Below are 12,193 nucleotides of genomic sequence, written 5' to 3' on the forward strand. Positions count from 1 at the left end.
TCTTTCAACCATTTTACCACTTTTTATAGGAGAAAGGTAGTGGAAATCAACATTTTACCAAGTAACTTACTCTTATAACAATAAAAGAATCACAAATGTGATCCTTCTTCTCTTGTATTTCGCTTTAATGAAAAATGATCTGGTACTGGATCTTTACCCGTTTCAGACCAAGGATGGCAACGTAATATCCTAGCCAAGCCCATCAAAACTCCCTTGAATCCATGTTTTTCAATAGCCTGAATCATATAGTTTGAACAACTAGGCTCAAATCTGCAAGACGGTGGAAAGGCTGGCGAGATAAAGCGTTGGTAAAAGCGCACTGGCGCAATTAAGATTTTTTTCATTATTTATTATTTGTTACAGCCATGTTGTGTAGTTGGCTGATTTCTTTTTTATTAAGACGGCGTGATTCTCCTGGACGAAGTCCTGTCAAGTCTAGATGACCAAAACGAGTTCGAGAAAGTTTATCTACTTGGAGACCAACTGCTTCAAACATCTTTTTAACCTGGTGATTGCGTCCTTCATGAATGGTTAGCTGGACAACCGAACGGTTTTTAACAGGATCTACTTTTAGAATTTCATAAACAGCTGGCTTGGTTTTCTTGCCTTCAATCTCAACTCCACGAGTCAAAGGACGAAGATTTTCCTTGTTAGCTACACCTTTAACACGCGCAACATAGACCTTGTCAATCTCATTTCGAGGGTGAATCATCTCGTCTGTAAAGTCCCCATCGTTGGTCAAAATCAAAACTCCAGATGTATCCCAATCCAAACGCCCTACCGGATAAATCCGTTCTTTAACATTGCGTAAAAGGTCAACAACAGTCTTGCGGCCCTTGTCATCTGTCACGCTGGAAATTACACCACGTGGTTTATTGAGCAGATAATAGACCTTTTCTTCGTTGTAGATGGGTTGGCCTTCAACTTCGACCTTGTCTCCTGACTTGATAGTCGTCGCTAGTTCACGTACTACCTCACCGTTGACAGTCACCAAGCCCTGCTTGATCAACTCTTCTGCTTTTCTCCTACTGGCCACACCTGCGTGGGCAATATATTTATTGATTCTCATCTTCTTCTATCCTTTCACCAAATAATTGGCTTTCTTGTGCTTGAATATCAAGCTCATCTATCACTGGCAATTCTTCCAAATGATTAATACCCATGTAATCCAGGAAATAATCCGTCGTTACATAGAGATTAGGGCGTCCAAGAACTTCTTTTTTCCCGTCTTCTTTTATCAAGTCAAAGGCTTGCAACTTAGCTAGCGCTCCACTTGAATTAACCCCCCGGATAGCATCGATCTCTATCCGTGTGATAGGCTGCTTATAAGCAATGATGGACAAGGTTTCAAGGGCAGCCCGAGACAGGCTCTGATTGATAGGTGCCTTAGAGTATTCTTTCAAAACGGCTGCGAATTGAGGCTTGGTTACCAATCTGTAGGCACCACCTGTCTCAATCAAGGCTAAACTGGAATCCTGGTCTTTTTCATACTTTTTGGCTAATTTTTCTAAGCTTTGCTGGATACCAGTCGGTGGCAAAGAAAGGAGCTCAGCCAACTGGCGAATCCTAATCCCCTCTTCACCCGCTACAAACAAGAGCGCTTCTATTTCTGCTAAAGTACTCATATTCCCTCTCTATCAAGCTTGACTCTGCTCTACTTGATTTTCCTCATTCTTTTTCAGGAGATAGATATCTCCAAAGCTCTCTTTTTGAATCAAGAGAATTTCTTGGGTTTTAATCAACTCCAAGGTTGCTAAAAATAGTGTGATGACCTCTTGTAAATCCTTGGTTTCTTTAAACAAATCCTGCAAGCATAATTGCTCACCTTCAACCAAGGCTTCTCGGACGATAACCATCATATCCTCAATCTTATACTCATCTCGTAAGATTGTTGTGTGACTTTTCGAGAATTCTTCCTTTTTCTTGGTCAGTAAGGTTGAAAAGGCTAAGAAAAGATCAATCGTCGTCTTATCATGCACAAGTTCAGCATCCTCATAAATCAACTCTGTCGGCGCTTTTGAGTAATATCGAGCTCGTTCTTGATGCTTCACTTCCAACTGCTCTCCCAAAAGTTTAAACTTACGGTATTCTTCGATTTGAGAAAGGAGATCCTGCTCTAGGTCATCCTCTAAATCCGTCACTTCTGCAACCTTTGGCAAGAGCTTGCGACTCTTGATTAGCATGAGTTGACTAGCCATGACCATGTATTCACCTGCCACCTCTAAACGCATGGCTTGTAAGGTCGAGATATAAGCTAGATATTGCTCGATAACCTCTGTAATCGGCACATCATAGATATCCATCTGGTACTTTGAAACCAAGTGTAGGAGCAAGTCCAAAGGCCCTTCAAAATCTTTTAATTTAATATCCATTATCTATATTTTTCCAAGGTCATGACTGTCTTTAATCCTAATTTTTTAGCAATTTCGTACAAGTCAACCTTTTCTTCGATTTGTCTTAATATAAACTGTTCTCTCAATTCTTGGGCAGATAAGGCTGAAAAACCTTTTTCCTTTAGAAAGGCTTCTAACTGACGAAAGGCCCACTGACGAGAATAGGGCTTCCCAGCTTTTTCAAAGAGGTAGCTCTGTCCCATCAAAGGTTCTAACTCCGCAAGCAGGTTTGTGGGAAGGCTCAAGATTCTTTGTTGAGAAGCTTTATTGACTCTCAACACTTGAAAATCTAGGTTCACATCACTTGTTTTTAAGGCTAGAATTTCACTTGGTAAGAGGCCCAATTCAACTATCAGTAAGGCCAACAAGCGTCCCTCTGGATAGGCACTTTCTTGCCAGAAAGAACTGAGATCTAAAAGTTCTGACTGAACTTGCTTTTTCTCAGCCTGTTTCGGCAATTCTAAACGATAAAAGGTAGCAATTTTCCCCTTCTGGTATAAAAAGTAAAGAAATTGATTGCAAGCAGAAACCTTACGCTTTTGGGCACTGATTTTAAACTGAGATAGTTGAGCTTGGTAGATTTTTAAACTTGTCTCAGAGATTCGTTCTCCTACAAGGTCTAAAAATTGCTCCAAGTCATACTTATAGGATTGCTTAGAATTTACAGACAAACCTTGTTTTTCTTTTAAAAATGCTGAAATTCCTTCTCTCATTTGCTTCGAATCTCATATTCCTTACTAAAGTCATGCAAGAGAGCATTGACAGCCTTAAGGATAGACTTCCGTGTGATAATGCCTTGGAAGATACCATCCTTGTCAACGACTGGTAGGAAAGACTCATCCACTAACTTATGTAAAACATCCGTCAGTGTATAGTCTGGACTGACAACTGCTACGTCCTTCTTGGTCATATGTACGATATCCGTATCTGCCATGGCTTCCTGACTCAAGCCCTGCTCCATCTGGTAGGCTAGAATGTCTCTAAGTCCAATGGTTCCGACAAATTCTTTCTCATCAGTAACTACTGGCACTCTGGTATAGGTCATCTGGCTAAGGAGGAGAGTTGCATGATCTGCATTGTGGGTATCAATGAGCACAGCCAAATTTTCAGCAGGAGTTAAAAAGGTTTCCTCTTGCTCCAGTAAAAACTGTTCAAACTCTTTGGCAATCATCGAGCAAACTCCTTGGATAAGCCTGGATAGACCTCATGGTCCCGTGTCAAAAAGTCCACTTTAAAGTAGCTATCATCAATCTCCACACGGGCATAGAGACATTCTCTGATAGTTCCACGTGGTTGACTGATAGAACCAGGATTTAAAAAGAGGGTCTTCCCTTCCATCCAAGCATTTGGAACATGCAAGTGCCCATAAAGACAGATATCTGCATCTTCCTCTTGAGCCCAAAAATCAAGCTTTTGGAAATTGAAGTTAATATCAAACAAATGTCCATGAGTCTGGATAATCTTGGTAGGACCCAGTTGAGTCACCAAACGTTCTGGATAGTCTGAATAAAAGTCCATGTTTCCTCTGACTACCTGGATTCCTTCCCAGAGTGGTGAATCTGGGCGAAGTTCCGAGTCACCATCGTGAAAAATGGCATCAACTTTCCCAAGATAACGGTCACGGATTTCTTCTACAATCAAGCTATCTCCGTGGGAGTCACTCATTACAATGATGGTTTGCTTTGCCATGATGGAAATACCTCCAAAAGTTTCTTAACGGCTAAGGCACGGTGGGATTGACTATTTTTTTCTTCAAGGGTTAATTCGGCTGATGATTTGCCAGTTTCTCCTACTAGGAAAAGTGGATCATAACCAAAACCATTTTCACCCTTAGGTTCAAAGTTAATGTAGCCTGGCCAGTCAGCTTCGACAACCAAGCTTTCCTTACCTGGGCTAGCTACGACCAGGGTTGTATGGAATTGAGCTGAACGGTCCTTTAGTTCAAAGACCATAGCCAACTCGTGCAAGAGTTTAGCATTATTTTCTTGGTCAGTAGCCCCTACTCCTGCAAATCGAGCTGACCAGACACCTGGTAATCCACCGAGAACATCGACTTTAAGACCAGAGTCATCAGCTAAAACCATCTTGCCTGTTAATTTAGAAATAGTTTCTGCCTTAAGGCGGGCATTTTCTTCAAAGGTCATGCCTGTTTCTGCTACTTCAGGCAGGTCAGGATAGTCATTGAGATTTTCCACATCGTAGCCTAGCTTGTCAAAGATAGCTCGAAATTCCTTGGTCTTGCCCTCGTTACGAGTCGCAATCAGTAAAGTTTCTCTGACCTTGTTTGTCTCAAAGAAGGCTTCCACATCGACTCCTTCTTTAGGCAATTCCACATGCAAGAGTTGGCCATGTTCAACTAAGAGCAAGGCACCCTGACGTTGAATGACTTCTAAGTTTCGGTCCGCTTCTTGGTTGAGAATATCTACCACAAAAGAGAGTAGTCGATAGGCTGAACCATATCGTAAAACGGTAACTGAAAGCGGAAATCCTCGCTCCTCATCTCGAAAGATTTTGGCTAAATCAAACAAAGGAAACTCTAAGTCATCATCCGTCAAAGTCCGAATGCCACCAAAAACACTGTAGGACCCGACATACCAGTCCTGGTCGTCCTTGTATTCATAAATTTTGTTTGTCATAATGTTACATGCTCCACATGAATCTCTTTTTCCAGCCATTCTGCTCCTATCTGGGTAAAACTTTGGCTATTTGCAGTTGTATAAAAACGGTGTTGAAGAGGCGCCGCATATCGGCTACGGTTAATCTCAAAGTAATTGAGCAAGACTGAGATATCACGTACACACTCAGCTCCACTATCGATCAGCTGAACCTTAGGCCCCATGACATTTTGGATGATAGGTCTAAGGAGCGGATAATGGGTACAGCCTAAAATCAAGCTATCTACTTTTCCGACCAAGGGGCGCAAGGTTTCATAAACGACTTTCTTGGTCACACTGGTCGATAGAGCACCTGACTCGACCAAGGGAGCAAACTTAGGGCAGGCCAAGCTTTCCACTTGTAAATCTGGGTCTAGATCATGAATCTTTTGTCGATAAATATCTGATTTTACCGTCATCGGAGTTCCAATCACACCGATCTTCCCACCTTGACTTGCTTTGATAGCTGCTGATGCACCAGGCAAAATCACACCCAGTACTGGAATATCCAACTTAGCTTTAATCTCTTCCCAGACGACTGCCGTTGCTGTATTACAAGCAATGACAATCATCTTAACATCCTTGGTCAAAAGAAAGTTGACCAGCTGCCAAGTATATTCACGAATCTGCTCAGCAGGCCGGGGACCATAGGGAGCCCGTGCCGAATCTCCAATATAGACGATTTCTTCATGGGGAAGCTGGCGCATGAGCTCACGCACAACCGTCAAGCCCCCGACACCCGAATCCAAAAAACCAATTGGTCGATTATCCATACAGTCTTCTTTCTAGTATTTTTTCTGATTGATAGTTCATTATCATTACATTTCTTCCTGAAATTTCTGACAGACTGGGTAGCTCCCGACTGTCTCCCTCTTAATCATAATCAAATATCAATAGAATGCAAGGAAAAAGTCTTATCCTTAAATATAAGTCAAATATAGTGAGAAGTCTGGAACTTTCATCCCAGACTTTTCCTATTTATTTCTTTTTATTGTTAGCAAAGGCTGCTTTTTGTTGGCGAATGATTTGGTGGTACACTTGTTGTACCTTAGCTTCGCTTGGCTTTTGACCATTTGCACTCAAGAGAGTACGAACTGCTTCTGCGTTCAAACGTGGGTTATCCGCAAATTCTTTTTCGATTTGCTTACGTACCAAGTACATTCCTCCAAGAGCTCCCCCTAGAAAAGCTAAAACAATCAAGACAATTGCCAAAATAAGATCCATAATATTTCTCCTGTTTCTTTTTGAGTCTTCTATATTATACCATAAAGTCCCCCGCCTGACTAGTTTGATTTACGCTTACATCCACTGTGATTTCCTAAGTAATTAGCAGATACTTCATACTTAGTAAAACTTAGTAAAATAAGCCCATTTTCCTTGAAAGCCCTTGCAATAATTCCATTTATTTGTTATATTAAGATTATCCGAAAAAATCACATATATTTCTGAAGACTTATTTTTTTAAAAGAAAATGTATGCGCTTCCATACGAGGGAAAGGAGAATTTTGTGGATAAAAGATATTGGGAAAAATCCTGCAAGTATAGCATCCGAAAATTGAGCATCGGAGCTGCCTCTGTTTTACTAGGAGCTGTTTTTTTAGCAGCACAGGGTGTGGCTGCTGATGGTATCGAGATTCCGGAAAGTGAGGCAACAATTACTGAAACCTCTGCTAAACCGGATACGAAAGTTGAGGAAGTTATTGCTTCTAACACAGAGACTCAGCCTATAGCTGAATCATCTGAGAAGCAAACCATCGCAGAGCCAGAATTACCTCAAACAAGTAGTCAGTCAGATACTAGCACAGCTACTCCTCCTGCTGAAAATAAGGAGAGCGAGAAACCAGAACTTCCTGTGAACAAACAAGAACATTACGAACTACATTACAACCAACCAACTGCTCCTTCCTATGACGGATGGGAAAAACAAGCCCTGCCAGTCGGAAATGGAGAAATGGGTGCCAAAGTCTTTGGTTTGATTGGTGAAGAAAGAATCCAGTACAATGAAAAAACACTTTGGTCTGGAGGCCCGCAACCAGATAGTCAAGACTACAACGGCGGAAACTACAAAGATCGCTACAAGGTCTTAACAGAAATCCGTAAAGCCTTAGAGGACGGTGACCGTCAAAAAGCCAAACGCCTAGCTGAAAGAAATCTCGTTGGGCCTAATAATGCCCAATATGGTCGCTACTTAGCCTTCGGTGATATCTTTATGGTCTTTAACAACCAGAAGAAAGGGTTAGATACTGTCACAGATTATCACCGTGGCTTGGATATTTCTGAAGCTATCACAACTACCTCTTATACCCAAGACGGGACAAGCTTCAAACGCGAGACCTTCTCTAGCTTCCCAGACGACGTCACTGTTACCCACTTGACTAAAAAGGGAGATAAGACGCTTGATTTTACCCTTTGGAATAGCTTAACAGAAGACCTAATTGCTAACGGACAGTATTCTTGGGATAATTCTAATTACAAAAAAGGGACTGTCAGTGTAGATTCTAATGGTATTTTGCTCAAGGGTACTGTTAAAGATAACGGCCTTCAATTTGCCTCTTATCTTGGTATCAAGACTGACGGACAAGTCACTGCTCAAGATGGTTATTTGACAGTTACAGGAGCAAGTTATGCAACACTGCTACTTAGCGCCAAGACTAATTTTGCTCAAAATCCGAAAACCAATTACCGCAAGGATATTGATGTAGAAAAAACTGTCAAATCTATCGTTGAAGCTGCTAAAGCCAAAGACTATGAAACTCTAAAAAATGACCACATTAAGGACTATCAAAGTCTTTTCAACCGTGTTCAATTAAACCTCGGCGGTAGCAAGTCTAATCAAACTACAAAAGAAGCTCTTCAAACCTATAATCCAACAAAAGGCCAAAAGCTAGAAGAACTCTTCTTCCAATACGGACGTTACCTCCTGATCAGCTCTTCTCGTGATCGGACAGACGCCCTTCCTGCAAACTTGCAAGGAGTCTGGAATGCTGTAGATAATCCACCATGGAACTCTGACTATCACCTCAATGTCAACCTACAGATGAACTACTGGCCTGCCTACATGAGCAATCTTGCTGAAACAGCCAAGCCAATGATCAATTACATTGACGATATGCGCTACTATGGCCGTATCGCTGCTAAAGAATACGCAGGTATCGAATCCAAAGAAGGTCAAGAAAACGGTTGGTTGGTTCATACTCAGGCGACACCATTTGGCTGGACAACTCCTGGTTGGAATTACTATTGGGGTTGGTCTCCTGCTGCCAATGCTTGGATGATGCAGAACGTCTATGACTACTACAAATTCACAAAGGATGAAACTTATCTCAAAGAAAAGATTTATCCAATGCTCAAGGAAACAGCCAAGTTCTGGAATTCCTTCTTGCACTACGACAAGGCTAGTGACCGCTGGGTTTCTTCTCCATCCTACTCACCAGAGCATGGAACTATCACTATTGGGAATACCTTCGACCAGTCTCTAGTTTGGCAACTTTTCCACGACTACATGGAAGCAGCCAATCATCTGAAGGTCGACCAAGATTTGGTGACAGAAGTGAAGGCTAAATTTGATAAGCTCAAACCACTTCATATCAACCAAGACGGCCGTATCAAGGAATGGTACGAAGAAGACAGCCCGCAATTCACCAACGAAGGCATTGAAAATCACCACCGTCACGTTTCTCATCTGGTCGGACTCTTCCCTGGTACCCTATTTAGCAAGGATCAACCTGAGTACCTTGAGGCTGCGCGTGCTAGCTTGAATCACCGTGGAGATGGTGGTACTGGATGGTCTAAGGCCAATAAAATCAACCTCTGGGCTCGTCTTCTAGATGGAAATCGTGCCCACCGTTTATTGGCTGAACAGCTCAAATCTTCAACCCTAGAAAACCTCTGGGATACGCACGCGCCTTTCCAAATTGATGGTAACTTTGGCGCAACCAGCGGTATGGCAGAAATGCTCCTTCAGTCTCACACAGGTTATATCGCACCATTACCAGCCCTTCCAGATGCTTGGAAAGACGGGCAAGTTTCTGGTCTTGTAGCCCGTGGCAACTTTGAAGTCAGCATGAAATGGCAAGAAAAGAATCTTGAATCCCTCACCTTCCTTTCAAATGTTGGTGGAGATTTGGTTGTAGACTATCCAAATATTGAAGCTAGCATTGTCAAGGTAAACGGTAAGGAAGTACAAGCTACCCGTATCAAAGATAACCGTATTCAGCTTGCTACTCAAAAGGGCGATGTCATTACCTTTGAAAACTTCCCTGGACGTGTGACTCGTTTGACAGCTGTTCGAAAAGATGCCATGACGGCTGAACTTGACTTTAACCCAGTCAAGGGAGCAAGTCATTATGTCATCCAACGAGAAAGCAAGGATGAAAATAGCCAAGCTTCTACTGTCCGTGAGTTTATCACCAACCAAACTCACTTTATCGATCGCTCAATTGATTCTAGCCATGCCTATACCTATACTGTTAAAGCTATGATGGGCGAACGTTCAACACCAGTTTCAGATGCTGCTTCTATTGATGCCTTTAGTGAGTTGGTAGATGACCGTGACAAACGCATTCAGTACGGCTCTGCCTTTGGAAATTGGTCTGACACAGAACTATTTGGTGGAACAGAGAAATACGCTGATATCTCAAATGGAAATTATTCTGATAAAGATGCGACTGCAACCATTCCATTCAATGGACCTGGTATTGAAATCTACGGACTCAAGTCATCTCAATTGGGACTTGCTGACGTTAAAATCGATGGCAAGTCTGTTGGAGAACTTGACTTCTATACAGCAGGAGCAACTGAAAAAGGGGTATTGATAGGACGCTACACAAATCTATCCTCAGGTCCTCATTTGATGACCATCACTGTTAAGCGCGAGCACAAAGGACGTGCCAATGAGCGTGCAAAAATTTCTCTCGATTACTTCAAAGTCTTCCCAGGACAAGGAGCAACTGTTGAGAAAATCGACGACCGTGACCCTCGTATCCAGTATGGTTCCATGTTTAAGGATTGGAGCGATGCAGAACTCTATGCTTCTACAGAAAAATACGCTGACATCAACGCTGATGATAGCCTCGCTTCTGAAGCCACTGCAACCATTCCATTCTCTGGAACAGGTATCCGAATCTATGGATTAAAAACAGCATCACTAGGAAAGGCACTTGTCACACTGGATGGAAAAGAGATGCCAGCTCTTGATTTCTACACTCCGGGAGCGACTGAAAAAGGTGCATTAATTGGCGAATTTACCAATCTAGCAGATGGCGATCACGTTCTTACTTTGAAAGTAGATCCGAATTCTCCCCAAGGACGAAAGAAAGTTTCTCTTGATTCCTTTGATATCTTAAAAGCTCCGTCCGTGTCACTCGATAGTCCAAGCCTTGAAGCCGTTAAGAAAGAAGACAAGACTGTTACTCTAACCTTACCAGCTGGTAATTGGGACGCTATCGCTGTGAAATTCCCTGGCATCAAAGATCCTCTTCTACTCAGAAAAATCGATGAGGACCATCTTGTCACATCGGGCGAACAAACAGTATTAACCATTAAGGACAACAAGGTTCAACTAGATATTCCTGAGGCTACAGATCGTAAAGCTGGCAATTCGATAGAAGCTTATGCCATCAAAGATACAACAACTACTAGTCCTGTTGTAACTGTCTTTCCTAAGGACGAAACTGCTCCAGTTGAAGAAAAAATCCTTACAAGTAAAGGGGATGAGCCTGCTCCAGTTGTAACCATTCCTGAGTACACAGATCCTATCGGCACTGCAGGTGACCAAGAAGCACCTTCCGTAATAATTCCTGAATACACTGAACCTATCGGTACTGCAGGAGACCAAGATGCGCCTTCTGTAGTAATTCCTGAATACACAGAACCTATCGGCACTGCAGGTGACCAGGAAGCACCTTCTGTGGTAATTCCTGAATACACCGAGCCTATCGGAACTGCTGGGGAGCAAGAAGCACCTTCCGTGGAAAGACCTGAATACACTGGTCCTATCGGAACTGCTGGGGATCAGGAGGCACCTTCTGTGGAAATTCCTGAATACACCGGTCCTATCGGAACTGCTGGGGATCAAGAAGCACCTTCCGTGGAAAGACCTGAATACACTGGTCCTATCGGAACTGCTGGGGATCAGAAAGCACCTACTGTGGAAAGACCTGAATACACTGGTCCTATCGGAACTGCTGGGGATCAGAAAGCACCTACTGTGGAAAGACCTGAATATACCAAACCTATTGGAACTGTGGGAAATCAGGAAGCACCTACTGTGGAAATCCCCGAATACACTGAGCCTATCGGCACAGCGGGAGACCAGGAAGCACCTTCCGTTGTAATTCCTGAATATACCAAACCTATCGGGACTGCAGGAGACCAAGAAGCACCTTCCGTGATAATCCCTGAATATACTGAATCTATCGGGACTGCAGGAGACCAAGAAGCACCTTCCGTTGTAATTCCTGAATACACTGAGCCTATTGGAACTGCAGGAGATCAAGAAGCGCCTTCTGTGGTTATCCCTGAATACACTGAGCCTATAGGGACTGCAGGAGACCAAGAAGCACCAAGCATCACACTTCCTGAGTTTAAACTCAAAGTAATGAAAGATAAGACCACAAGAGCTCAAGTTATTAGTGGAACAACTGAACTCGAAGGAGCAAGTTATCTTGACAGTCAAAAAGTTGAAAACAAAGAACTCTTAGGCAAGATATACGATGCTTATGCCCTTCAACTCAAGGATAAAGATGGCAAATTAGTTCAACCAAAAGGTGCTGTACTCGTTCGTTTACCAGTTTCAGGTGCTGTCCAAGAACTCTATCAGTTGACTCCGACAAAAGACTTAAAATCACAAGAGTTCACCATCCGAGATGGGTATCTTGAGTTTATCGCTCTTGACCTGAACACCTATGCTATTGTTTACAAGACAGAAGGATCAACTATTAAACCTATCCCAGTTCATATGGAAGAAAGAAACCTAGAAACTACAAAACCATTGGTTGAAAGTAATGATGTCAATGACAAAGCCTCTACGAATGAAAAACAACTTCCAGCTACTGGTGAACAGACTAGTCCCCTCCTCTTTATGGCGAGCCTCAGCCTAGCCCTCTCGGCTGCCTTCTTACTAAAAGGTAAGAAAGATTAAACATT

At 42.6% G+C, this 12,193-nt stretch carries 11 protein-coding genes; 1 reads left to right on the forward strand and 10 read right to left on the reverse strand.

What is annotated here, in order from left to right; genetic code table 11:
- Window positions 1–89 precede the first annotated feature (89 nt).
- From yidD to QM867_RS04400, 10 genes are all read right to left on the reverse strand, one after another.
- Complete coding sequence (gene yidD / locus QM867_RS04355; protein ID WP_414273924.1) at window positions 90–344, reverse strand: membrane protein insertion efficiency factor YidD; 255 nt, start codon at window positions 342–344, stop codon at window positions 90–92.
- On the reverse strand, window positions 344–1,069 hold the full coding sequence (locus tag QM867_RS04360; protein WP_414273925.1) for a pseudouridine synthase: 726 nt from the start codon (window positions 1,067–1,069) through the stop codon (window positions 344–346). The genes yidD and QM867_RS04360 overlap by 1 nt, the downstream gene beginning before the upstream one ends.
- Window positions 1,056–1,625 (reverse strand): SMC-Scp complex subunit ScpB, encoded by a 570-nt coding sequence (gene scpB / locus QM867_RS04365; protein WP_371608208.1) that lies wholly within the window; start codon window positions 1,623–1,625, stop codon window positions 1,056–1,058. Before scpB ends, QM867_RS04360 begins: the two co-directional genes overlap by 14 nt.
- A gap of 12 nt (window positions 1,626–1,637) precedes the next feature.
- On the reverse strand, window positions 1,638–2,372 hold the full coding sequence (locus tag QM867_RS04370; RefSeq protein ID WP_371608209.1) for a segregation/condensation protein A: 735 nt from the start codon (window positions 2,370–2,372) through the stop codon (window positions 1,638–1,640).
- Window positions 2,372–3,106, reverse strand: a complete 735-nt coding sequence (gene xerD / locus QM867_RS04375) for a site-specific tyrosine recombinase XerD (protein WP_414315239.1) — start codon at window positions 3,104–3,106, stop codon at window positions 2,372–2,374. The genes QM867_RS04370 and xerD overlap by 1 nt, the downstream gene beginning before the upstream one ends.
- Window positions 3,103–3,564, reverse strand: a complete 462-nt coding sequence (gene cbpB, locus QM867_RS04380; protein ID WP_075231968.1) for a cyclic-di-AMP-binding protein CbpB — start codon at window positions 3,562–3,564, stop codon at window positions 3,103–3,105. The genes xerD and cbpB overlap by 4 nt, the downstream gene beginning before the upstream one ends.
- Window positions 3,561–4,082, reverse strand: coding sequence for a metallophosphoesterase (locus QM867_RS04385; protein WP_006151436.1), 522 nt, complete (start codon window positions 4,080–4,082; stop codon window positions 3,561–3,563). The genes cbpB and QM867_RS04385 overlap by 4 nt, the downstream gene beginning before the upstream one ends.
- Window positions 4,058–5,029: a nucleoside-triphosphate diphosphatase gene (locus QM867_RS04390; protein ID WP_414315240.1), complete on the reverse strand. Its 972-nt coding sequence runs from the start codon at window positions 5,027–5,029 to the stop codon at window positions 4,058–4,060. The genes QM867_RS04385 and QM867_RS04390 overlap by 25 nt, the downstream gene beginning before the upstream one ends.
- The gene (gene racE / locus QM867_RS04395) at window positions 5,026–5,820 is read right to left on the reverse strand and encodes a glutamate racemase (RefSeq protein WP_414315241.1); all 795 of its coding nucleotides are present in this window, start codon (window positions 5,818–5,820) and stop codon (window positions 5,026–5,028) included. Before racE ends, QM867_RS04390 begins: the two co-directional genes overlap by 4 nt.
- 205 nt (window positions 5,821–6,025) lie before the next feature.
- Entirely contained in the window at window positions 6,026–6,271 is a 246-nt protein-coding gene (locus QM867_RS04400) for a YneF family protein (protein ID WP_153224876.1), read from the reverse strand.
- Between the two features lie 283 nt (window positions 6,272–6,554).
- Between QM867_RS04400 and QM867_RS04405 the strand changes: the two genes are divergently transcribed.
- Complete coding sequence (locus QM867_RS04405) at window positions 6,555–12,188, forward strand: SIALI-17 repeat-containing surface protein (RefSeq protein ID WP_414315242.1); 5,634 nt, start codon at window positions 6,555–6,557, stop codon at window positions 12,186–12,188.
- The last annotated feature ends 5 nt before the right edge of the window (window positions 12,189–12,193 follow it).

Source organism: Streptococcus infantis (assembly GCF_047463635.1).
GTDB lineage: Bacteria > Bacillota > Bacilli > Lactobacillales > Streptococcaceae > Streptococcus > Streptococcus infantis_W.

Coding starts and splice junctions, on each gene's coding strand:
- scpB (WP_371608208.1), bottom strand. CDS start 1,625: ATGAGTACTTTAGCAGAAATAGAAGCGCTCTTGTTTGTAGCGGGTGAA.
- QM867_RS04360 (WP_414273925.1), bottom strand. CDS start 1,069: ATGAGAATCAATAAATATATTGCCCACGCAGGTGTGGCCAGTAGGAGA.
- QM867_RS04370 (WP_371608209.1), bottom strand. CDS start 2,372: ATGGATATTAAATTAAAAGATTTTGAAGGGCCTTTGGACTTGCTCCTA.
- QM867_RS04390 (WP_414315240.1), bottom strand. CDS start 5,029: ATGACAAACAAAATTTATGAATACAAGGACGACCAGGACTGGTATGTC.
- xerD (WP_414315239.1), bottom strand. CDS start 3,106: ATGAGAGAAGGAATTTCAGCATTTTTAAAAGAAAAACAAGGTTTGTCT.
- yidD (WP_414273924.1), bottom strand. CDS start 344: ATGAAAAAAATCTTAATTGCGCCAGTGCGCTTTTACCAACGCTTTATC.
- QM867_RS04385 (WP_006151436.1), bottom strand. CDS start 4,082: ATGGCAAAGCAAACCATCATTGTAATGAGTGACTCCCACGGAGATAGC.
- QM867_RS04400 (WP_153224876.1), bottom strand. CDS start 6,271: ATGGATCTTATTTTGGCAATTGTCTTGATTGTTTTAGCTTTTCTAGGG.
- cbpB (WP_075231968.1), bottom strand. CDS start 3,564: ATGATTGCCAAAGAGTTTGAACAGTTTTTACTGGAGCAAGAGGAAACC.
- racE (WP_414315241.1), bottom strand. CDS start 5,820: ATGGATAATCGACCAATTGGTTTTTTGGATTCGGGTGTCGGGGGCTTG.